Here is a 22,813-nt window from a genome sequence, read left to right on the forward strand (position 1 = left end):
GCTCGACACAGATACGCACTGGATAGCTCGATGAAGATCGTCATCGCCCCCGACTCCTTCAAGGAAAGCCTCTCCGCCGCCGAGGCCGCCGACTGCATCCGCCTTGGATTCGAGGCGGTCTTCCCGGACGCCGTCATCGTCGGTGTGCCCGTCGCGGACGGCGGAGAGGGCACGGTCGAAGCGCTGGTCGCCGCCACCGGTGGCCGTATCGTGCGCCGCCAAGTAACCGGCCCCTTGGGCGCCGCGACCGACGCCTTCTTCGGTGTGACCGGCGATGGCCGGACCGCAGTGATCGAGACGGCGGCGGCGGCCGGGCTGATGCTGGTCCCGCCGGAACAGCGCGATCCGTGGATCACCACCAGCTACGGTGTCGGCGAACTGATCCTGGCGGCCCTCGACGAAGGCGTGGATCATCTAATCATCGGCCTCGGCGGCAGCGCCACCAATGACGGCGGCGTCGGCATGATCCAGGCCCTCGGCGGCCGGCTGTCGAACGGACAGGGCGTGGAACTGCCCTTCGGGGGCGGCGCGCTCGACACGCTCGCCCATATCGACCTCGCCGATCTCGATGACCGTCTCCGGACTTGCCGGATCGACGTGGCCTGCGATGTCGATAATCCTCTGGTCGGACCTGACGGCGCCTCGGCGATCTTCGGCCCGCAGAAGGGCGCCGATGCGGACATGGTCGAGCGGCTGGATCAGAACCTGCGCCATTATGCCGAAGTGCTCAGCCGCGACCTCGGCCTGTCGCTCGCCGATCGTCCGGGTGCCGGCTCCGCCGGTGGGCTGGGCGCGGCCCTTCTCGTGCTTGGCGGACGTCTGCGGCCCGGCGTCGATATCGTTACCGAGGCCGTCGGCCTGGACGCCGTCATCGCCGGGGCCGACCTCGTCATCACCGGCGAAGGCCGGATGGACAGCCAGAGCGCGCGCGGCAAGACGCCCGTCGGCGTGGCGCGGATCGCGAGGGCGCACGGCGTGCCGGTGATCGGCATTGCGGGCTGCCTCGGACAGGGCGCAGACGCCTTGCGCGACCACGGGGTAGGCGCCGTCTTCAGCGTCCTGACGCGCGCCTGTTCGGTTCAGGAAGCGCTCGACGAGGCGGCCGTGAACCTGCGTGGCGCGGCGCGCAACATCGCATCGGCGCTCAAGATGGGTTTCGACCTGGCTCGCGCGCACGATATCGCCGGCGGCGCCTCGCTGCACGGCTCATCTCCCCCTCTCTCGGCCGCACAGCCGTCCATTCCTGTTTCCGAGGCTGTCCAATGAAGAACGCACCGATGCGTCGCCTCCGCCAGACCCGGATCGTGGCCACCTTGGGACCGGCGACCTCCGACCTCGAAACGATCCGCGCGATCTTCGACGCCGGAGCCGACGTGTTCCGCCTGAACTTCAGCCACGGGAACCACGCGGACCACGCCGACCGCATCGCCATCCTGCGTCGCCTTGAGCACGAAAGCCGTAGCCCGATCGCCATCCTGGCCGATCTGCAGGGCCCCAAGCTTCGGCTGGCGACCTTCGCGGACGGACCGGTGACGCTGAAGGCGGGACAGGCCTTCCGTCTCGATCTTGACCTGACCCCCGGCGACACGACCCGCGTGGGCATGCCCCATCCCGAGATTTTCGCAGCCCTGGAGCCCGGCGCCGAGCTGCTGCTCGACGACGGCAAGGTGCGGCTGCGCGTGACCGCCTGCGACGCCGCCTCGGCCGACACAGTCGTGGTCAGCGGCACCCGCCTCTCGGATCGAAAGGGTGTGAATGTGCCGGGCGTGGTGCTTCCGCTGTCGCCACTGACTGCCAAGGACCGGGCGGATTTGACCTTCGCTCTCGACGCCGGCGTGGACTGGGTGGCGCTCAGCTTCGTTCAGCGTCCCGAGGACGTCGAGGAGGCGCGCATCCTGATCGGCGAACGCGCCGCCATCCTCTCCAAACTGGAGAAGCCGCAGGCGCTGGATCACCTCGACCGGATCATCGCATTGTCTGACGCCGTCATGGTGGCGCGTGGCGATCTCGGCGTCGAGGTGCCGCCAGAGGACGTTCCGGCGATCCAGAAGCGCATCGTTCGTCAGAGCCGTTTGGCCGGAAAACCCGTGGTGGTCGCCACCCAGATGCTGGAATCGATGATCTCGTCGCCCTCTCCGACGCGGGCCGAGACCTCCGATGTCGCCACGGCTGTGTTCGACGGCGCCGACGCCGTCATGCTCTCGGCCGAAACGGCGGCGGGCGACTATCCCGTCGAGGCGGTCTCGATGATGGACCGGATTGCGCGCCGGGTGGAACACGACCAGCTCTACGGCGCGCTGGTCGGGGCCCATGCCGCACCGCCAGCCCGCAACGCCTCCGACGCCATCACGACCGCAGCGCGTCAGGCTGCGGAAGCCACCGGAGCCTCGGCCATAGTCACCTTCACCACCTCGGGCGCCACGACCCTGCGCGCCGCGCGCGAACGACCGACCGTTCCAATCCTGTCCCTGACCGATGTCCTGGCGACTGCCCGTCGTCTGGTTCTGGCCTACGGGGTCCATCCGGTCTGGATGGAGCGGATGTGCAGCGAACTCGACCTGGTCAGCACCGCCTCGACCTATGCCGTCAGCGAAGGCGTCTCCCAGCCGGGCGACCACCTCGTCATCACCGCCGGCACGCCCTGGGGCCGGTCCGGGTCCACCAACGTCATGCGGATCGCGGTGATCGAACCGGTCCAAACCTCGCGCAGGGATCACGAGCGTGCTGCAGCTTGATCGTACCCTGGCCCAGTCCATCGTCGATCGGGCGATGGAGATCGTGGGCGGCAACGTCAATGTGATGGACGCCCAAGGCGTCATCATCGCCAGCGGTGATCGCGACCGTATCGGTCAGGTCCACTCCGGCGCCCTGCTCGTCCTGTACAAAGGCGCATCCGTCGAGATCGATGACGCCCTTGCCGAAAAGCTCGGCGGCGTCAGGCCCGGGGTCAATCTCGTCCTGCGCGCCGAAGGCTGCGTCGTCGGCTGCGTCGGGCTCAGCGGTGAACCGGAGGCGATCCGCCGATACGCCGAACTGGTCCGTCTGGCGGCCGAATCCATGCTGGAACAGGCTCACCTACTGCGCCGTCTCGCCCGCGATGCGCGCCAGAAGGAGGAACTGGCCCTTACCCTGGTCCGCGAGGAGACGCTCTCTCCCGCGCTGATCAGCTGGGCCGACCAGTTGGGGGTCGACGTCCGGCTTCCCAGGGTGGCGGCGGTCATCGAGGTCGACGGCAGCGCCTTGTCGACCGACGCCGTGCTCGAGGAAATCCAACGGCTGCATGTCCTGTTGTCGACGCCCGAACGCGACAATCTGATCGCCACCGTCTCGCTGAATGAACTGGTCGTCCTGAAGCCCGCGCTGAACCGCAAGGGGGAATGGGACCTGCCCGGGCACCGTCGCCGTGCGGAGGCCCTGCTGGCCCGGATGCGTGAGAGCAGTCCGCTCCCCGTTCGCCTTGCGCTCGGCCGCTTTTTCCCTGACGCGACCGGCCTCGCCCGATCGTTCGAAGTGGCTCGTTCGACCATGAAAGCCGGCAAGATCCGCGATCCGCAGGGTTCGCTGTACGTGTTCGAGGACATGGTCCTCCCGGTGCTTCTCGACGGACTGAACCAGGGCTGGCAGGCCGAGGAACTGGCGCATCCCCTGGAAGATCTGGCCCTGCAGGACCGCAAGGGGCAACTGCGCGAGACCCTGGCGGCCTGGTACGCCAACGGCATGCGCCTGACCCCCACTGCAGAGGCGCTCGGGATTCACCGCAACACCCTCGAATATCGCCTCAAGCGGATTGAAGCGCTCTGCTCCGTGGATTTCGGCCAGACCGAGGACTGCATGCGCCTGTATCTCGCGCTGCAGATTCAGAGCGTGAAGGATCGCGTCCAGACACCCCCCTAAGCATTCTGAACAGCTGTGACGCGCAACGCCTCCCTCCCAATGCGCGAAAGGCCCGCTCGCGCCGAAACCAGAACGCTCGGCAGGGGCGTCGGGCGAACGCTCAGGAAACAGGAACTCAAGATGCGACGCACTCCCGCAATCGCCCTTCTGGGCGGACTGATGACGGCTGCCCTTGCGACATCCGCCATTGCACAGACCCCACACACCGCCGTGAGCGGGACGTCGGACATCTGGCGCAGGTCACAGCTGACCGTCGACTGGGGTGGGTGGCGTACTCAGCTTGCGGACCACGGCGTCATCTTCACCGGAACCGAACTGCTGGAATCGGTTCACAATTTCAACGGCGGCGTCCGTAACGAGACCCGCGCCGCCGGTCAGCTCTGGCTGGGGGCCACCATCGACACCGAAAAGGCCTGGGGCGGTCCCGGCGGCAAGCTCCAGATCACCCTTACCCAGAGGCACGGGAACAGCCTGACCAACGACGCGGGGCTCGATCTCCTGCAGGCCGTCCAGACCCTGTACGGGCGCGGCGAAATATGGCGGCTCAGCCAGTTCTGGTACGAACAGACCGTCAACGGAGGCGCGACACAGGTGAAGCTCGGCCGCCTGACACACGGGGAGGATTTCGGAGCCAGTCCTTGCGGCAATGTCTCGAACTTCACCCTGTGCGGCGCCGCCTCCAGCCAGGTCGTCAGCGGCTATCTCTACAACATCCCCGTCAGCGCCTGGGGCGTCCGACTGCGCCAGAGGATCACGCCTCGGCTCCACGCCAATCTCGAGATCATGGAGTCCAACCCCGTCAATCTGCGCGAGGACCACGGCTTCTATCTGGGTACGGCCGGCGCGACGGGGGTCATCTACGCCGGTGAGCTTCAATGGACGCCCACCTTGGGCTCGTCCGGAGATCTGCCTGGGACCTACAAGATCGGCGGCTGGTACGACACCAGCGATTCCGACAACGTCGTCACGGATGCCGGGGGCGGCCGTCAAGCCGTGACCGGCCTGCCCTTCGCGCGTGAGAACCACCACTCGGGCATCCACGCCAACATGCTTCAGCAGCTGGTCGCGCCGCGCGCGGACGGATCGCACGAACTGTCTGTCGCTGCCAACTTGGCCCTCGTGGACCTTCGGACCAATCGTCTCGGCGGCAAGGCGGCCGTGATCTTCAGTCGGACGGGTCTGTTCGCGGGCCGGGCCAGGGATGACCTGACCTTTGGCGTGGGCGCCGTCTTCATGAATCCCCGGGTCACCGACCTTCAGCAGGCCCAGCGCGATGCGGGACTGCGGGCCGACGCCGCTCAAGACATCCAGTATTCCGCCGAGCTCAACTACGGCTATCGCCTGACGCCTGCGATCACACTGCGTCCAGGACTTCAGTTCATTCATAATCCGGGAGGCCGATCGGATCGGGATGATATCTTCGTAGGCGGACTGAAACTCAGCCTGGCACTTTGATGGGCGCCGCGCGGTGGCATCTTCCCGTTTGGTCGTCGACCTGTCGCCGCCCCTTTTGGTTCCCGCAAAAAGTATTTTCACAAGATGCTTTCAATCTTGAATGACAGAGTTGAGTTGAACTTTGCAAGGGCTCGGCGAGGTCATTCGCCGTCGAACTGGGCATCGGGGATGGCGGTTCTGAAGGCCGTCAGCTCGATACAGGCGGCCTCGATCGCCAGCAGACGCGGCCAGCGCAGTTCGACGTTAAACTGACGGGCGTTGCCGAGCTCGGGACACGAGGGAGAGGTCGGCCAGACCAGGGACGTTACCGAAGGCGAACGGACCTTCGGTATCGGTCAGCAGTCTGTTCACGGTGCCGAGACCATCGTCGATCACCGTGGCGGCCCAAGCGGTGATCAGGCTAACCGGCACCGAGTGGCGGAGCGCCCTACCCGCCGGTATCACGCAGTTCCCACCGGCCAAGCGGAAGCCGCCTCCGGCCGAGGTCGAGGCTGCGGCTGATCGTCGGATATCCTGACCGATCCGGACATTCGGTCCATGGCGACGTCGGGTCTCCCCGTCGGCGACGGCAGCAAAGTGACCACAGAGATTTTCTCAGAAAGGCAGATTCCTCCACTCCTTGGCAAGGTCCTATACTGGTATGGCTTTTCCCTTGGCTTCGTCATGAGCGCCTTGAGGAATGACCTGCGCCCCCCTGCCCCAAGGAAGCGCTGCTGCGGAATAGGCAGCCGGCATAGAGCCGAAGATCGCCCGAATGTGGGACGGCGGCGGCATGGCCGGGTCAGCTTTAATCAACCGGATAGAAACCCTTCCATTCCGAGCCCGCAGGGTGCGTAGGGCAGCGATGATCTGGTCGCGGTCAAACGGGGTTCCGTCCGAATTCAGAGCGCGCCGATGAGGATGATAAGAATAGCCGACCGTCTGATAGGCCTCGCGCATCGAGCCAAAACGATCCCTGTAAACTGCCGCGCAGGGAGTGTCCGCCGCAGCATCTATCTCACGAATGGAAAGAGCGACCCCCCGTTCGACAAGCCGCTTCAGTCCCCTAATGAGCTCGTCATCCGTTGCACCTTGCCCTCGAACAAGCGCGCCCAACCTGACCTGTGCTGCGACGAAGGTGTCGATGTCGATGAGCGGCGGTAGCACGCGCCTGTACCGCCACCGAGAGCGGTCGTTGACGTACTCCGTTTCTCCGAGCACGACATTCGTCTTGCCGTAGGCCTGCAGCCCGACCATCAGCTCCCGCCTGAGGATTTTCTGAACGCGGTCGCCGTTCCAGGGCGTGCCGTCTCGCCAAACAACCCCGTCAGCGCAGAGACGGCGAGAGATTTCGGTCTGACCGACACCGTTGTGGACGAAGAGGTCAAAGATGCGATTCAGAACCTGGCCTTCTTCAGGAGGGCCCCAGACATAGCGCACCTCCTGGTCGAAACGCCCCTTTCTCTCACCATCGGCCAGAACCGGCCCGTCGCTCCCGTCAGCATTGATGATACGGCGTCGGAAACCGTAAATCGGCAACCCACCCAAGGCGCGACCTCTTTCAGCCTTGCTGAGCCGGCCAGACCTCACTTTGATCGAAAGATCCCGACTATACTCGCCCGCCATGACGCGCTTGAGCTGCTTGAGCACCGATCCCATGGTGTCGTTGGCGAAAGGTTCGGAGCAGTAGTGGATCGAAAGACCAGCCTCCCGACACAGAAATTCGTAGTGGGCGGCTTCGTCAGGATCCTGGAACCGTCCCCAGCGACTGACATCCATCACAAGGATTGAAGCGAAGGGCGCGTTTCCTGAAAGAACATCAGCAAGAAGGGCCTTTAGTCCGTCGCGGCCCCGCGCCGTGACACCGCTGCGGCCTTCGTCATCATAAGATCGGACGATCTCGTAGCCATGCCGGGACGCATATCGATCAACCACGACGCGCTGGTTCTCCAGCGAATAACGCTGATGGTCCGTGGACACCCTGAGATAACACGCTGCTCGGAGGTCTGTAAAAGTCTCGTCCGGGACCTGCTTCCCGGGTTCATCCCTGACCGGAAAGATGTCTGAGAGGCTCAACGACATGACACGCCCGCCGCTGCATAGGCCGCGCCGATTGAGCCGAACGTTACGCGCAGGACGTGGATGGACGGAAGGCGTCGATCCGACTGCAACCGGGTGACATTGATCACCCCTTGCTCTGAGTGCAGACGACGTAAGCCGTCGAGGATGCCTTCTCTGGAAAGCGGATCACCGTTCTCATCGGTCCCACGGGCCAGCCTAGGACGCACAAATCCGACCTGCCGATATGCCTCTGCGAGTGTTCCAAAACGCGCTTCATAGGCCCGCGCGCACGCCATACCCCGTGCGCCATCGATCAGTGCGGCGGACAGGCGGCCATACATCTCAAACAGATTTCCAATATCTGTGATCAACTCAGTGTTTGTTCGTCCCCGGGCGCCAGAGAGCTCGCAAAGTCTACGCTGGGCCGCTTCAAAAAGCCTTTGAGACACAATGGCGGGGAAGACCATGACGCTGCCCCAGGATTCGCGATCCAAAATTTCGTAGCGAACGCCGAGTCGGGTTTCGGTCTTGCCAAACATCTGGCGCCCGGTGACGAGATCGCACCGAAGCACCCGGAAAACCCTCCGACGTGTCCAAGGTGTGCCATCGCTCCACGGTTTGCCTGAGGTATTGAGAGTGCGCGCGATGTCGCTGGGTGTCCGTCGGTGACAAACAAATAGACGAAAAATCCGGCGGAGGACGTTGATCTCCTCGGACCCGGTTGGGACGAAACGGGCATGTTGGTCAGGATGCGATCGGGTCTCATGGCGTGCGAGCACCCGACCCGCGCTCCCGTCGCGGTGGACCAGTTGGCGGCTGAATCCATAACCTGGCGAGCGACCCACCGTTCTCCCCGCCCGGACGCCGAGCCGCTTTCCGAGCCTGACTTTCTCGGAAAGTTCACGAGAATATTCGGCGGCCATGACTCGTTTGACCTGTTTGGCCAAAATGCCGGTGGGACCTTCGAAAAGGTCTCTGCAATAGCGAATGGAAACTTGGTTCAACTTGCAGAGGAACTCATAGTGTCCAGCTGCATCCAAATCCTGAAAGCGGCCCCACCGGCTCACGTCGAGCACCAGGACGGTGCTGAACGGCGCACGGCCTGTGGTGATGTCGGAGAGAAGACCCTTCAAGCCTTCGCGCCTTGCCAGTGTCAGACCACTGCGACCGGAGTCGATATAGGTGGCGACAATCTCGTAGCCGTGTTCGGCCGCGTGAGCCTGTATGAGGGCGGCCTGATTATCCATTGAATGGCGCTGACCCGAAGTCGATACCCGCAGATAGCGCGCTGCGCGCATGTCCGGCGGTGTTTCACCCGATCCACGCGGTTCGGGCTTGATCTGTTCCACAAGCCAGTCGTCGCCGCAAGAATGTGAGGTTTCTCTTCGTATTGTCGTGTCCAAGGCGCGTTACAATCCTTACCCAGCCCGATGCCGCGTAAGGAGACGCCCGAGTAGCCCCGAACCCCTCACGTCGGTCATTATTTCGTGCCGCACTCCGATCGGATTCCAAACAAGCGGACGGTCGGTCACACCTCGGTCTAGAAAGCGGGGTCAGTTCAACACCGAGAGGGACGCGGCGGCGCGGCGGCTAGCAATGTATTCCAGCGCGCTTTCGATATCAGACTGTCCGCCCGTTACGCCCTGCTCTGTGAGATGCCTCACGATCGCTCGAAGGAAGCCCTCCACGACGGGCAGGCGAGAGGTTGCAGCGGACCCGATGGACAGCGCCTCATCTACGGCAATCATCCACGATGCTTCATGTGGGTAGTGGCCGAACGCATCACGATAAAGCTGCATCGCCTCTGCCAGCGCCGCGGTCCGCTCTCGGACTTGGTCCGCAGATTTTAAACTGTAGGCGAATTGGGCAAAGCTGGCGCCCGTATCCGCCATTGCAAGGTCGAACTGCAGTGTTGCGCGAACTTGGTCATCATTAGACGTCGAGATAGATCCACATCTTTTCATATCAGCGCTCCCGGACCACAGACGCCTCGCCTGAACCTTCAAGGCGACAGCAACTATCGCGTCCACGGTAGAGACGTTGAGTTGGACGCTTTCCCCTCAGATTGCGGAGCCTAGATTCCCACGCCGCCTGCGGACAGGCTCCGCATTCCCAGCCGGACATCCGACCAATGAACAATAATCTGGACTTTAGACCAGATATTGATTAGTAAAATGGCCATAAGGTTTGGACATGAGAACAACACCTCCCCTCCCCCTGCCGGCCCGACGAGCGCTCGCCAAATTGGGAGCGGACATTCGAAGCGCCCGCATCCGGCGCCGTATCCCCATGATGCTCATGGCGGAACGCGCCTTCATTTCGCGAACGACCCTCGGTAAGGTCGAAAAGGGCGAGCCCGCCGTTTCTCTGGGCGTCTACGCCACTGTGATGTCGCTTCTGGGCATGGCGTCCCGTCTCGCCGACCTGGCGGACGTCCGCTCAGACGATGTCGGTCTCTCGCTTGACGAAGATCGCCTTCCCCAACGCGTTCGCTTGCCCGGCAGTCGCGTGAGCGCCAAGGCTTCAACGAAGCCGACTGAACCTGAAGCGGACTGATGGATCAGCGCCTGTATGTGCATGCTGAGGCAGGAGGCCGCTCGCAACGAGTGGGGCATCTGTGGACGCGGTTCGCCCGAGGGCGAAACTCTGCAACCTTCGAATATGACCCTGCTTGGCTGGCGTCACCCGATCGCTATGCGATCCAACCCAATCTCCCGCTCGGGCGAGGCGCATTCCATACCGCCCAGGGGCGAGACCTCTTCGGCGCATTCGGGGACTCAGCGCCTGATCGGTGGGGTCGCCTCCTTATCAAACGAGAGGAAGGCCGAAAGGCGCGCGAGGAGAACCGGCAGGGCAGAAGCCTGGCCGAAGCTGATTTCCTTCTCGGGGTGGGTGATGTCGCGCGTCAGGGCGCGTTGCGATTCAAGGACAGCGAAGACGAGGACGCGCCCTTTCTGGCTACCGGAAATGATCGCCAGGTTCCGCCATTGGTTCAACTCGGCGCTCTGCTGAATGCTGCAATGAACGTAGAGGCCGACGGGGGATCCGACGATGATCTCAAGCTTGTTCTGGCTCCGGGCGCCTCGCTTGGCGGTGCCCGTCCAAAGGCTTCGGTGCTGGACGCCGATGGCGCGCTTTCCATCGCCAAATTTCCCAAAAGGGACGAGAGGACGCCCGTCAATGAGTGGGAAGCTCTGGCGCTCACCCTGGCGCGTAAATCGGGGATCACCACGGCCACATTCCGCCTTGAAACCGTAGGGGATCGCTCTGCGCTCATCCTGCGGCGTTTCGATCGACAGGGAGGCCTTAGAACCCCTTACCTCTCCGGCATGAGCTTGATCGACGCGGTGGACAACGAGACCCGCAGCTATCTGGAACTAGCCGACGCTTTGCGCCAGGACGGCGCTTCGCCCAAGGCGGACTGCGCAGAACTCTGGCGGCGGATCGTGTTCTCGATCCTGATTTCCAACACGGACGATCACCTGAGAAATCACGGCTTCCTCTATGACGTCGTCGGGGGCGGCTGGCGGCTCGCGCCGATCTTCGACGTCAATCCGACTTCGACGGCCGATCAACCTCGGATCACCCAGACAGCCATAGATGAACACGACACCACAATGGACCTCCACCTCGCCCTGAGCGTAGCCAGTCAGTTCGGGCTGTCCAAAACCTCCGCAGAGGAGATCGTTCGCGAGGTCGGGAGAGCCACGGCGTCGTGGCGGGCGGAAGCCGCGCGGATCGGTATTGCCAACCGCGAAATCGACCGGATGGCTTCGGCGTTCGAGCATGACGACCACACGATGAGCATCACGATCTAGAAAAGGTCATTCCCTGCCAACCTCTAGCCGACGAAGATTCGGGAATCCCAAGCCCGCAAACAAAATCGATCCGCGCAGCCCGATGGCGGCAACGGCGCCCTTGGGCGCAAACAAGACATTCAGCACGCGTTCGAAGTCCGCTTTTCGGCCGACGGCTAAGACGGTCGCCGACCCAAAGCGATCGTACATTGAGTCAGCCTCGGCGCCGAACGGCCGAATTGTCACGACAACAAGGCAAAGCGAGCCTATGTCGGCTTTCGTACGCAACTGACTCTTAGGCCAGGGCTTACGGTCCCACACCAGGACGTCGCAGACATGGATAGGCCAATCGTTCTCATCGTTGATGATGAGCCCCTGATCGCCGCCATGGTCGAGGTGACTTTCGAGGACGCAGGGTTCGAGATCCGGTCGGTTATGAATGCCGCCGAGGCCGCCGATCAAATCGCTGAACTCGGGGCAAGGCTGTCGGCAATCGTAACGGACATACAGCTTGGCGCAGGCCCGAACGGATGGGCCGTCGCCGTCGAGGCGAGGACGCAGTTACCCCTGTTGCCGGTCGTCTACATGACTGGGGACAGCGCGTCGGACTGGACGGCGTTCGGCGTGCCAAAGAGCGTCTTGGTTCAGAAGCCGTTCGTCGGCGCACAAGTCCTGGCGGCGGTTACCACGCTGATGAACTCCGATAACAGCGATGCCAGCAATGCCTGATAGGTAACGACAACCTGTGAACACGCCCTGCGGCGCTCATCGTCGCTGGCATAAGATAGGGTGAGCCGGGCCGTCGCCCGAGGTGAGGCGTATCTATACCGTTTGGGACCTGCTAGACTCCAGACTTCGGCGACGTTTCCGAATGGCTGCAGTCAGGCTTTCGCTTTGAGAGTCTGTCCAGCCGGGAAGGGCCGCCATGGCTCACGCTCCGATACTTCCTCCTGATGTGGGCGCATCGCTGGCGCTCGCCGTGATCAATGCGTCGCAGGCACCCTTGCTGCTGCTGGATGGCGATTCGCAGGTCATCGCCGCAAGCGACTCCTTCTTGCGGTCGTTCTGTTACGCCTCTGGTGCGGTTCGAGGACGATCCCTGTTCTCACTCGGGACCGGCGAGTGGGACTTGCCCAGGCTGCGCTCGCTGTTATCCGCCGTTGGGTCCGGTGAAGCCGTGGTCGACGCCTATGATCTGGACTGGAACGGGCCACATGGGCGACGAAGCCTGATCCTCACGGCCGAGCGGCTGAATTTCACCGAGGGTCCGTCGATCCGCGTCATGCTGACCGTCGTCGACGCGACGGAAGCCAAGGCTGCGGAGAAACTGAAGAACGACCTGATCCGCGATAAGGACATCCTGCTTCAGGAGATCCAGCACCGGGTTGCCAACAGCCTGCAGATCATCGCGAGCGTGCTGCTTCAGAACGCAAAGAAAGTCAGTTCCGAGGAAAGCCGCGTTCACCTGCGTGACGCACACCAGCGGGTCATGTCTGTGGCGGCGGTTCAACTTCAGCTGGCGGCCTCAAGCCTTAGCGATGTGATGTTGAAACCTTATCTGACTCAGCTTTGTCAGAGCATCGGCGCATCCATGATCGAAGATCACAGCCTAGTGTCGATCAAAGTCGAAGGCGATGGAAGCGCCACGACTGGTGAGGTCTCAGTCAGCCTGGGCCTTATCGTCACCGAGCTCGTCATCAACGCCCTCAAGCACGCTTTCCCGCCAGGTCGCGCCGGAGTGGTCAGTGTGGACTATCACTCCGAACACGCAGGTTGGGCTCTGTCTGTCTGCGATGACGGCGTGGGGATGCCGGCGTCCACAGAAGAGGCGAAAGCTGGCCTCGGCACCGCGATTGTTCAGGCCTTGGCTTCACAACTCTCGGCAACGATCACCGTAACCGAACTCAACCCCGGCACTGGGGTGTCGGTGGTTCATCGCAAACCGTCTGGCTTGGCAAAAGAGACAGAACCCGAGTTGCGCGCGGTGTGAGTTTCGAGTGCGTCCCACCCGTGGCCGAAGTTGGATACGTCGGCTACCGGACAGGGCCTGCAAGGTCTGCTTTAGGCCAGATGGCAAGGTCTCAAAGCGACCCATCGCGGAATCTGACGGTGATTTAACTTGTGGCCTTCAGAGATCAACGCGAGGACGCTCCAGATTGCGGGATGATTGATATGAAACTGAAACCGATTGCGGTGGCCTTGACGCTTGCCAGCCTGTCCGCGGCTTCCGCCCACGGCCAGACCGGTGCGTCGCCCACGTTTGCTGAGCGACTGGCGCAGGCAGGGTCGCCGCTGAGCGTCCAGCCGGAGGGGTTCTCTGGTCCAGGAGCCGCGATCCTGTCGACAGCTATAGACGCCAGCCGATATGTCCTTCTCGGCGAGAGCCACCTGTCGCGCGAGATCCCCGCCTTCACCACGAACGTCTGTCGATTGATGGCGCCCGGCGGCCTGACGGCCATGGCCGTCGAGATCGGGCCGGAGGCGGCCGGTGCGGTCAACGCACGGCTGAGAGCGCCGGACCGGGAACAGCAGATTTCAGACTTCATGCGCGCCCATCCCGACGCCATGGCCTTCCTCAACGGCCGCGACGAAGGTCAGACGGCTGCGGACTGTGCCGCCGCCGCCGGGCCGGACTTCGAGCTGTGGGGGCTGGATCAGGAGTTCTTCGGCGCGAGCGGCTATCTGTTCGAACAGATGCGCGCGGCCGGTCCAGGGCCGCTCGCCCGGGCGCAGATCGAGGCTTTGGCCAAGCAGGAAAGGACGGCGATGCAGGCCGCACTCGCTTCCGGTTCGCCCGGGGACCTGTTCCTGAACAAGGTCACCGATGCGACGCTGGATCAGGCGGGGACCGCCATCGACCAAGACGGCGGCGACCGGGCCAGGGCGCTGTTCGCCGCCTTGCGCGAAACCCGCGCCATCTATCAGGCCTCGCAGTCTGGCCGTGGCGATCCGAACGGGCGCCGGGCAAGGCCGATGAAGCGGACGCTGACGGCCCATTTCGCCGAGGCGCCGCAGGCGCGTGTGCTGATGAAGTTCGGCGCTTGGCATCTCTACAAGGGCTACAATCCCCTCGGCCAGCGCGACGTGGGCAATTTCGTCGCAGAACATGCCGATGGCGAGGGCGTGAAGTCCCTCAACATGATCGTCGTCGGCGCGAGAGGCGTGGAGGCCGGATACAACGGCGTCGGTCGCCAGGTGAACGTGCACGACTTCGATGCGACCACGGGCGAGGACAGCGACTGGCGCAAGGATGTGTCGCTGGCGCGGCCGTCGGACATGGCGCCGGGCGACTGGTTCCTGGTGGATTTGCGCCGCTTGCGCAGCGCCGATCTGGAAGCCTTGACGCCCGAGTGGCGCGAGCTCATCCGCGGCTATGACCTTGCCGTTGTGGCGCCGGAACTGTCTGCCTCCACAGTGCTGGGGGTTCATGACACCCCCTAGCGGGTGTCCGGTTTGAGCACGGGGCAGCGTCGCAAAGCCCCCCTTGCAGAACTTTGGAACGTCCAGTTCAGGACACTCAGCCGAATGTCTGGGCTCCGGCAGGCTGCCAAGTTCGCAAACCGCGGCCTGCGCTTGTGGCGATTCAGAGGGTTTGGCGGCCATCCAACCAAGGGCGTTCTCAACTGTCCGCGTTACAGCAATTTAACTCGTGTTCCCTGGACAACCATCTCAAAGCTTCGACTTTGGAGGGCTTCTCGCATTAACCGACGTGAAATGATGGGCTCTCTTGTCGGAGGCGCGGCGATGGCCAGCTTCGGTACCGCGATTGCTCAGACCTCGCCCTCAGGACGGTATGTCGTGGATGCGTTGGCGATTGGAGGAGCAGGATCGGTTGATGGTCCTGAAGTTCTGGCCGCCAAGATGGATGCTCTCGTTCTGGATCTAACAATTTTTCCCCGCGCGCTGCCCCAAGCCACGGAAGCTCTGGCGGCGTGGACTGCTCGCGTGGGCGAGGCGGGCACGGCTCTACACCTAATTCGCAATGGCCAAGACTTTCAAAAGGCTCGTGCGGACAACAAATTGGGCGTCGTGATTGCCTGCCAAGACGCATCGGTCCTGGGGCCATCGGTGATCTCCTATTCCGATCAAAACCTCGAAAATTTGAGGACGATGCATGCTTCCGGGCTTAGAATTCTCCAGTTGACCCACAACGAGAGAACCGCTGCGGGCGACGGTTTCATAGAGCTTCACGACGGCGGCTTGTCATCGCTCGGCGCCCGGGTCGTGGAGGAGATGGGTCGTCTGGGTGGGCTGATCGACCTATCCCACTGCAGCGACCGAACGACCATCGAGGCTATTGGCCTATCCAACGGACCGATCGCCATCACCCATGCGGGTTGCCGCGCTCTGAACTCCAGTCTGCGCAATAAGACCGACGAAGCGATCCGGGCTCTTGCGGACAAAGGAGGCTTCTTCGGCGTCTTCATGATGAGCCGCTGGCTCACGGACCGCGATACCTCCTCGGTCGAAGATGTCGTGGATCACATCGATCACGTGGTGAAGATCGGCGGCGTTGAAGTTGCAGGCTTCGGCAGCGATCAACCGGCAATGGGAGACGACAGCCCTCAAGCCAGCAAGATCGCCCGGTTGGCAGAATATCAGGCCAGGAATTTGGGGCGGCCCGGAGCCGAGCCCCTCCACGGCCACGTAACCTGCGCAGACATGGATGGCCCGGATCGGATGACGGTGCTGGCCCAGGCTCTGGACCGAAGAGGCTACGTCGCTTCGGACATCGACAAGATCGTGGGCGGAAATTTCGTAAGAATCTTTAGCGATGCCACTAGCAACGCTTAGTCTGGTTACGCTGGCGTCCGCTAACCACCCTTTTCGGACAACAAGGGCGTCCGCTTCTGGTCGCAGTGCCAGCGCTCCCTATTCGCTCCGCGTTGAGCGTGTGCTGGCCCGCCTGCATATCTACACAGGTCGCTAGGCCCAATCGACATTCAGTGATTCCCGAGCGTCCTGATGCGTGATTCATAGGTCTCCGTGTTGGCGGAGGTCTTTGATGGGTGTGAAGCGTTACGAACTCGACGATGCGCAGTGGGATCGGATAGCGCCGTTGTTGCCGGGCAAGACTTCGGATCCCGGCCGGACCGGGGCGGACAACCGACTGTTCGTGAACGGTGTGCTGTGGGTCTTGAGGTCTGGCGCGCACTGGCAGAACCTGCCCGAGCGCTATGGCAAGTGGAAGACGGCGCACAAGCGCTTCAGCCGATGGGCAGCGGCCGGGGTGTGGGAGAAGGTCTTCGCCGATCTCGTCGAAGATCGGGACAACCAGTATCTGATGCTCGACTCGACCCTGGTGCGGGCTCACCAGCAGGCGACGACCGGCCGGGGCAGCGGCTCAAAAAAGGGGGCCTCGATCCGGCTGTGGGGCGTTCCCGAGGTGGACTGACGACCAAGATCCATATGGCCTGCGACACGCTGGGACGGCCGGTCCGCTTCCTGATCGCGCCGGGGCAGAGCCACGACATTCTCGCCGTCCCGGCGCTTCTGGAGGGGTATCGACCCGCCGCCGTCCTCGCCGACCGGGCCTACGACGCCAACAGCCTGCGCGCCTATCTGGCCAGCATCGGAGCCGAGGCGGTCATCCCCTCCACCCGCTCGCGCAAGACCCCGATCCCGCACGATCCCCTGATCTACAAACTACGGAACCGCGTCGAGCGCTGCTTTAACAAGCTCAAGCACTTCCGACGCTTCGCCACACGGTTCGACAGGCTGGCGCGTCACTACCTCTCCTTCGTCCACATCGCCGCCTCCATGCTCTGGATGCGGTGAATGTCGATTCGTCCTAGTTCCTCAATCCGTAGGCTCACGGTTGCGAAGCTCCCTAGGCAAGGATGCGGATTTCGTCGTCGCCAGCTTTCGGATTCCCTTGAGTCGTATCCAAGGGAGTTTTTCCGATGGCCCAGGCGAACGAACCGCTGCTGAAGCGCACGATCAAGAAGAACCAGCTACGCCAGATCATACCGCTGGCTGACAGCACGATCTGGGAGATGGAACAGCGGGGTCAGTTCCCCAGGCGGTTCCTGTTGACGCCTCGCTGCGTTGTCTGGGACCTCGGAGAAGTGGAGGCCTGGCTGGCCCTGCGCAGGGCAAAGCCGATCGCACGGGCCGCGCCGCCGGATGTTCGCAAACGCATCAGCCGCCCCGTCAAATCCTTGGATCGAAGCGAGGCCCGCTCGTTTCTGGAACCGTGAGGACCGGCGTGAACGGCCTCCCCGCTTCCCAAGCGTCGACGGCGTCCGACCACTGTTGGGCCATGTGTCGCCGTTGGTTCTCGAATTCTGCCTTGTTGTAAACGCCGCGAGAAGACCGCTCCTCGTGGGCGAGACATTTCTCGATCCAGTCGGAGTTGAAGCCCATCTCATGAAGAAGGGTCGAACCCGTGCGACGCAGGTCGTGGACGGTGAAGGGCTCCAATGGCAATCCGTTCTTCTCGGCTCGCTCGGCGATCGCCGTGGTCACGCGGTTGAAGGTGGCGCGAGACATCGGCGCGTCGGCGTCATAGCGGGACGGCAGGATGTAGTGGGAGTTTCCCGCGCAGGTCTTTAGCGCGATCAGGATGTCCAGCATCTGGGTCGAGAGGTAGACGTTGTGCGGTCGCGACCGCTTCATCCGCTCCTTGGGGATCGACCAGACCGCATTCTCGAAATCGACCTCGTCCCAGACGCCGTCCTGGAGCTCGCTCTTGCGAACCATGCTGAGCAGGATGAACTTCAGGCCAAGGCGGATCGTCGGCAGCGTGGCCACGTCCCCCAAGAGGCCAAGCATGATGCGGACCTCCGACGGCGACAGAGCGCGGTCGCGGGGTCGGAAAGTAGCGATCGAAGACGGCCCGACGTCATCGGCGGGATTGGCGATCTTCTCGCCATGCAGGATCGCGTAGCCGTAGATCTGTTTGACGATGTCCCGGACGTGAATGGCCGTCGCCGGCGCACCGCGCTCGACGATCGACAGACAGTGAGCGCGCAGGTCATTCGGCGTGATTTCGTTCAGGAGCCGGTTCCGCCATTGCGGCAACACCTCCCGAACGAAAATGGACCTGCGCATCTGACGGGTGCTGTCCGCCATCGTGGCGTGATCCATCCAACGGTTAGCCACCTGTTCGAAGCTCTGGGCCTCTTTGAGCCGACGCTTCACGCGCTGCTTGTCCAGCGCCGGCGACACGCCCTCAGCGATCTGGCGCTTGGCGTCGATCAGCTTCTCGCGCGCCTTGGCGAGTGACAGACCCGCCGGTCCGTAGGTGCCGAAGGTGACCGTCTCGCGCCGCCCGTTGAAGCGGTAGTCGTACTTGAAGGCGATGCCTCCTGACGGTGTTACGAGCACGTACAAACCGTCCCTGTCGGTCTTTTTGTACTGTTTTGATTTTCCTCGCGTATTTCGCAGTTCAGTGTCGGTTAGCATGCCATTTTTGCTCCAAAAGACCGTCAGGCGCTTTCGGGGTTTTTCGGCAGCTTTTTCTTCAACCAAATCCATAGCTTGGATCAAAAAAAAGACCGTCAGAACACCCTCAGCCCTATGACGGTATGAATCGAAGCCGTCGAAGGCAATGGGAGGAAGACCGTCTGGCAGGCCGACAATTGCGTTCGCTGCCCCTCGATAGGTACCGAGAGGCAGCGAAGCTATTTATCTTGTAAGTCAGTGATTTAGTGATAGATTCGGAAGTGGCGTCGAAAGATGCCGAAAACCCTGAATCATTCCCATTCGATCGTCCCAGGCGGCTTGGATGTCACGTCGTAGACCACCCGGTTCACGCCCCGCACTTCGTTGATGATGCGCGTCGCGGTCTTGCCCAGGACATCCCAGGGGAATTGGTAGAAGTCGGCGGTCATGCCGTCGGTGGAGGAGACGGCGCGCAGGGCCAGGACCTTTTCGTAGGTGCGGGCGTCGCCCATGACGCCGACGGTCTTGACGGGCAGCAGGACGGCGAAGGCCTGCCAGATCTGGTCGTAGAGACCGGCCTTGCGGATTTCGTCCAGATAGATGGCGTCGGCCTGTTGCAGGGTCTCGACGGCGTCGGGCGTGATCTCGCCGGGGATGCGGATGGCCAGGCCCGGTCCGGGGAACGGGTGGCGACCCACGAAGGCGTCGGTCAGGCCCAGTTCGCGACCCAGAGCCCGGACCTCGTCCTTGAACAACTCGCGCAGCGGTTCGACCAGCTTTAGCTTCATATAGTCGGGCAGGCCGCCGACGTTGTGGTGGCTCTTGATCACATGGGCCTTGCCGGACGATGACGACACGCTCTCGATCACGTCGGGGTAAAGCGTGCCCTGGGCCAGGAATTCGGCGCCTTCGATCTTGTTGGCCTCGCGGTCGAAGATCTCGATGAAGACACGGCCGATGATCTTGCGCTTGGTTTCGGGGTCCGACTGACCCGCCAGCTCGCCAAGGAATTCCTTCGACGCATCAACATGCACCAGCGGGATGTTGTAGTGCTCACGGAACAGGGTCGTGACCTGTTTCGCCTCGTCCTTGCGCAGCAGGCCGGTGTCCACGAACACGCAGGTCAGCTGGTCGCCGATGGCCTCGTGGATCAACACGGCCGCGACCGAACTATCCACGCCGCCCGACAGGCCGCAGATCACCTTGGCGTCGCCCACCTGTTCGCGGATCTGGGCGATCTTCTCGTCGCGATAGGCGGCCATGGTCCAGTCGCCCTTCAGCCCGGCGATGCCGTGGGTGAAGTTCTTCAGCATCTGATGGCCGCGCGGGGTGTGCATCACCTCGGGGTGGAACTGCACGCCATAGAAGCGGCGGGTCTCGTCGGCGATCACCGCATAGGGCGAGCCGGCCGAGGAGGCGACGACGTCGAAACCGTCGGGAATGGCGACGATCTTGTCGCCGTGGCTCATCCAGACGGTCTCCTCCTCGCCGACTGGGGCCAGGTCGGCCAGCAGGGGCGAGGCCTTCTCGACGGTGATCTCGGCGCGGCCGAACTCGCGCGTGTGGCCGCCCTCGACCTTGCCGCCCAGCTGTTCGCATATGGTCATCTCGCCGTAGCAGATGCCCAGCACCGGCACGCCCGCCTCGAACACGCCCTGCGGCGCGCGGGGGCTGCCCTCTTCATGGACGCTCTCGGGACCGCCCGACAGGATGATGGCCGCCGGGTTCATGGCCGCCAGTGCGGCCTCGGCCTTCTGGAACGGATGGATTTCGCAATAGACGCTGGCCTCGCGCAGACGGCGCGCGATCAACTGCGTCACCTGGCTGCCGAAATCGACGATGAGAACCTTCTGGTGCGGCGTGGTCATGGCGTGATCGAATCCGGGGAGAGATGGGCGGGGTCTTGGCCGGGTGCGGCCGGGATATCAAGAGCGGCGAGGCCGTCGGCCTCCAGCACGGCGATCAGACGATCCAGGGCGGCGGCCAGGTTCTCGTCCACATGATGCAGGGTCGAGGTCCAGTCTTCCAGCGCCTTCAACTCGGCGCGGCCGTCCGACACGCCGCGCAGGGCGATCAGAGGCACACCGAAGGTCTGGGCCGACCGGACCAGGGCCCAGGTCTCCATGTCCACCATCTCGGCGTCGATGGCGTCATAGGCGGCGCCGGAGACGACGTTGGCCCCCGTAGACAGCGCAGCGGTCGGCACACCGGGGATCGGGCACGGCAGAGACAGGATCGCGGGCTGGTCCAGCAACGGCGTCACCCCCTTGGCGAACCCCAGAGCGCTGGCGTCCATGTCGCGATAGGCGACCGACGCGGCTTGATAGACGCAGGCGTGTTCCAGCACCCTCGACCCGCACGACCCCAGCGACACGATCAGGTCCGGCAGATCGCCCGCCGCCTCCAGTAGCGCCAGGGCGGCGGTCAGGGCCACGGCGGCCTCGACCGGGCCGACGCCGGTCATCAGCGGCTGGATGCGGGCCTGAAGATGCAGGCCGTATTCGGCGGGCGCGGCCATGACGCACAGGACGGACACGGGTCCGAACCGGTGCAGGCCGTGGCTCACTTGCGCGACCCCGTCAGATAGGTGTTCTCAAGCCACAGGCTTCGCTCCGCCGTCCAGGTCAGCAGGCAGTCGGTGCGCGTAGCCATCGCCGCTGCCGGCTCCGACTGATCCGCCGCGCGACTGTCGCAGGCCGCGTCGCGCGCCCGAATCCAGGCGCGTTGGCGGTCGCGCAGTTGCAGCGTCTCGGCCCGGTCCAGACCCTGCCGCGCGGCGCGGTAGGTCGCGTTCAGCGCGCGATCCTCGTCCGCCAGGGCATTGTCGAGACAGGTCTGAAAACCCGCGCCCTTGGACTGCGCCTGACAGGTGAAATAGGTATCCGAACGATCCTGAACCGCCATGGGGCCGGTGATCAGGGCCAGAACCAGAGACAGGATCATGCCGTGCGCTCGTAAACGGCGGCGAAGAAGCCGTCGGTGTCGGCCGAGGCTGGCGACAGGCGCAGACGCGCGCCGGACGCCAGTTCGGCGAACCTCGCGCGGGCGGCGTCGGTCAATTGCGGCGCCGACAGGACATCGGCGACGGGGACGGGGCGGAACTCGGGATTGGCGGCCTCAAAGGCGTCGGCGCTGGCCTCGTTCTCGCGCGCCAGCATCGAACAGGTGACATAGACCAGACGGCCGCCCGGCTTCACCAACTTGCCGGCCTGCCCCAGGATGCGGACCTGAAGCGCATGCACCTTGTCGACCTCTTCGGCCGTCAGACGCCAGGCGTCCTCGGGGCGACGCCGCCAGGTGCCCGAACCCGAGCAGGGCGCATCCACGAAGACCAAATCGGCCTGGCCGTTGACGGCTTCCAGCCCGCCGCCGTTCTGGCCGATCAGCACCAGGTCCGCCTCTACGCCCGCGCGTTGAAGGCGGGGACGGATGTTCTCCAGCCGCTTGTTGACGACGTCGGCGGCGATCAGCTTGCCCTGCCCCGTCATGGCCTGGGCCAGACCCAGAGTCTTGCCGCCGCCGCCGGCGCAATAGTCCACCACCGTCGTGCCGGGTTGCGCCCCCGCCAGCCAGCAAACGACCTGGCTGCCTTCGTCCTGAATCTCGAACTTGCCGGCCTTGAAGCCGTCCAGCGCCTGGATGTTGGGCGGCGGCTCCGACGGGACGCGCAGGCCCAGCGTGGACCATGGGGTGCGCGAAACCTCAAGACCTGCCGCCTTCAGCTCGGCCTCGACCTCGTCCAGCGTGGCCTTGGCGTCATTGACGCGCAGGTCGATGGGCGCGCGCGGGGCCATCAGGGCGTGGGCCTCTTCGGTCCAACGCTCGCCGAAGGTGGCCTTGAAATCCTCGACCACGAACTCGGGCAGGCCGGCGGCGACCCAGCCGGGCAGTTCGCCCTGCCCGCCCATGATACGACTGCGTTCCTGTTTCGACAGCGGGCGCGGGCCATAGCCGTCGCCTGAGTGCAGGGCCTCGATCTCTTCCACCGACAGGCCGTCGATGGCGTGCAGCGAGCCGATCACCAGGGCCCGGCCGTCCTCGCGCCCCCCCATGATCCACGACAGCCGGCCGCGCGCACGCAGCACCTTGTAGACATGATCGGCGATGGCCCGCCGGTCCTTGGACCCGGCGTATCGGTTGGCGGCCCCCCAGGCCTTCAGAACGGTTTCCGCCGGTTGGCGGCCCTGGGCCATGGAGTCCAGGACAGAGGCGGCGGCGGCGAGGCGGGCGGCTGGGGTCAA

Annotated in this window: 20 protein-coding genes; 12 read left to right on the forward strand and 8 right to left on the reverse strand. The window is 63.7% G+C overall.

Annotation, left to right across the window (positions count from 1 at the left end):
- The first annotated feature begins 30 nt into the window (after positions 1-30).
- The 4 genes from AC3ISA_RS00655 (at position 31) to AC3ISA_RS00670 (ending at position 5,349) form a co-directional block, all read left to right on the forward strand.
- Complete coding sequence (locus tag AC3ISA_RS00655; RefSeq protein ID WP_489178881.1) at positions 31-1,266, forward strand: glycerate kinase; 1,236 nt, start codon at positions 31-33, stop codon at positions 1,264-1,266.
- A gap of 11 nt (positions 1,267-1,277) precedes the next feature.
- The gene (gene pyk / locus AC3ISA_RS00660; protein ID WP_489178882.1) at positions 1,278-2,735 is read left to right on the forward strand and encodes a pyruvate kinase; all 1,458 of its coding nucleotides are present in this window, start codon (positions 1,278-1,280) and stop codon (positions 2,733-2,735) included.
- Positions 2,722-3,894 (forward strand): sugar diacid recognition domain-containing protein, encoded by a 1,173-nt coding sequence (locus AC3ISA_RS00665; RefSeq protein ID WP_489178883.1) that lies wholly within the window; start codon positions 2,722-2,724, stop codon positions 3,892-3,894. The genes pyk and AC3ISA_RS00665 overlap by 14 nt, the downstream gene beginning before the upstream one ends.
- Positions 3,895-4,014: 120 nt before the next feature.
- Complete coding sequence (locus AC3ISA_RS00670) at positions 4,015-5,349, forward strand: carbohydrate porin (RefSeq protein WP_489178884.1); 1,335 nt, start codon at positions 4,015-4,017, stop codon at positions 5,347-5,349.
- A 630-nt stretch (positions 5,350-5,979) separates the two neighbouring features.
- On the opposite strand, the gene AC3ISA_RS00675 is transcribed toward AC3ISA_RS00670, so the two are convergent.
- The 3 genes from AC3ISA_RS00675 to AC3ISA_RS00685 all read right to left on the reverse strand — a co-directional run bounded on the left by AC3ISA_RS00675 (position 5,980) and on the right by AC3ISA_RS00685 (position 9,353).
- Positions 5,980-7,410, reverse strand: a complete 1,431-nt coding sequence (locus tag AC3ISA_RS00675) for a recombinase family protein (protein ID WP_489178885.1) — start codon at positions 7,408-7,410, stop codon at positions 5,980-5,982.
- Positions 7,401-8,792 carry a recombinase family protein gene (locus tag AC3ISA_RS00680; RefSeq protein ID WP_489178886.1) on the reverse strand — a complete coding sequence of 464 codons (1,392 nt, stop codon included), beginning with the start codon at positions 8,790-8,792 and terminating at the stop codon, positions 7,401-7,403. The genes AC3ISA_RS00675 and AC3ISA_RS00680 overlap by 10 nt, the downstream gene beginning before the upstream one ends.
- A gap of 150 nt (positions 8,793-8,942) precedes the next feature.
- Positions 8,943-9,353 carry a hypothetical protein gene (locus AC3ISA_RS00685; protein ID WP_489178887.1) on the reverse strand — a complete coding sequence of 137 codons (411 nt, stop codon included), beginning with the start codon at positions 9,351-9,353 and terminating at the stop codon, positions 8,943-8,945.
- Between the two features lie 325 nt (positions 9,354-9,678).
- On the opposite strand from AC3ISA_RS00685, the gene AC3ISA_RS00690 reads away from it, so the two are divergent.
- The 8 genes from AC3ISA_RS00690 (at position 9,679) to AC3ISA_RS00725 (ending at position 17,386) form a co-directional block, all read left to right on the forward strand.
- Positions 9,679-9,945 carry an XRE family transcriptional regulator gene (locus AC3ISA_RS00690; RefSeq protein WP_489178888.1) on the forward strand — a complete coding sequence of 89 codons (267 nt, stop codon included), beginning with the start codon at positions 9,679-9,681 and terminating at the stop codon, positions 9,943-9,945.
- Positions 9,945-11,207, forward strand: coding sequence for a type II toxin-antitoxin system HipA family toxin (locus AC3ISA_RS00695; protein ID WP_489178889.1), 1,263 nt, complete (start codon positions 9,945-9,947; stop codon positions 11,205-11,207). Before AC3ISA_RS00690 ends, AC3ISA_RS00695 begins: the two co-directional genes overlap by 1 nt.
- Before the next feature lie 315 nt (positions 11,208-11,522).
- Positions 11,523-11,915, forward strand: a complete 393-nt coding sequence (locus tag AC3ISA_RS00700; protein WP_489178890.1) for a response regulator — start codon at positions 11,523-11,525, stop codon at positions 11,913-11,915.
- 196 nt (positions 11,916-12,111) lie between these two features.
- Positions 12,112-13,176, forward strand: a complete 1,065-nt coding sequence (locus AC3ISA_RS00705; protein ID WP_489178891.1) for a sensor histidine kinase — start codon at positions 12,112-12,114, stop codon at positions 13,174-13,176.
- A 182-nt stretch (positions 13,177-13,358) separates the two neighbouring features.
- Entirely contained in the window at positions 13,359-14,627 is a 1,269-nt protein-coding gene (locus AC3ISA_RS00710; RefSeq protein ID WP_489178892.1) for a hypothetical protein, read from the forward strand.
- 84 nt (positions 14,628-14,711) lie between these two features.
- Complete coding sequence (locus AC3ISA_RS00715) at positions 14,712-15,980, forward strand: dipeptidase (RefSeq protein WP_489178893.1); 1,269 nt, start codon at positions 14,712-14,714, stop codon at positions 15,978-15,980.
- A 217-nt stretch (positions 15,981-16,197) separates the two neighbouring features.
- Positions 16,198-16,964 (forward strand): IS5 family transposase gene (locus tag AC3ISA_RS00720; RefSeq protein WP_489180069.1). Its coding sequence is split into 2 segments (ribosomal slippage): positions 16,198-16,549 and positions 16,549-16,964, totalling 768 coding nucleotides; the frame shifts between segments, so codons are not numbered across the junction.
- 125 nt (positions 16,965-17,089) lie between these two features.
- A complete protein-coding gene (locus tag AC3ISA_RS00725; RefSeq protein ID WP_489178894.1) occupies positions 17,090-17,386 on the forward strand; it encodes a helix-turn-helix transcriptional regulator in 297 nt (98 codons plus the stop codon).
- Here AC3ISA_RS00725 and AC3ISA_RS00730 read toward each other — a convergent pair.
- The 5 genes from AC3ISA_RS00730 to AC3ISA_RS00750 all read right to left on the reverse strand — a co-directional run bounded on the left by AC3ISA_RS00730 (position 17,340) and on the right by AC3ISA_RS00750 (position 22,813).
- Entirely contained in the window at positions 17,340-18,593 is a 1,254-nt protein-coding gene (locus AC3ISA_RS00730; protein ID WP_489178895.1) for a tyrosine-type recombinase/integrase, read from the reverse strand. The genes AC3ISA_RS00725 and AC3ISA_RS00730 overlap by 47 nt on opposite strands.
- Positions 18,594-18,883: 290 nt before the next feature.
- Positions 18,884-20,440 carry a glutamine-hydrolyzing GMP synthase gene (gene guaA, locus AC3ISA_RS00735; RefSeq protein WP_489178896.1) on the reverse strand — a complete coding sequence of 519 codons (1,557 nt, stop codon included), beginning with the start codon at positions 20,438-20,440 and terminating at the stop codon, positions 18,884-18,886.
- Positions 20,437-21,138 (reverse strand): 5'-methylthioadenosine/S-adenosylhomocysteine nucleosidase, encoded by a 702-nt coding sequence (locus AC3ISA_RS00740; RefSeq protein ID WP_489178897.1) that lies wholly within the window; start codon positions 21,136-21,138, stop codon positions 20,437-20,439. The genes guaA and AC3ISA_RS00740 overlap by 4 nt, the downstream gene beginning before the upstream one ends.
- Entirely contained in the window at positions 21,135-21,515 is a 381-nt protein-coding gene (locus AC3ISA_RS00745) for a lysozyme inhibitor LprI family protein (protein ID WP_372692898.1), read from the reverse strand. The genes AC3ISA_RS00740 and AC3ISA_RS00745 overlap by 4 nt, the downstream gene beginning before the upstream one ends.
- Complete coding sequence (locus AC3ISA_RS00750) at positions 21,512-22,813, reverse strand: RsmB/NOP family class I SAM-dependent RNA methyltransferase (protein WP_489178898.1); 1,302 nt, start codon at positions 22,811-22,813, stop codon at positions 21,512-21,514. Before AC3ISA_RS00750 ends, AC3ISA_RS00745 begins: the two co-directional genes overlap by 4 nt.

The sequence above is a fragment of the Brevundimonas sp. KH_058 genome (assembly GCF_057838505.1).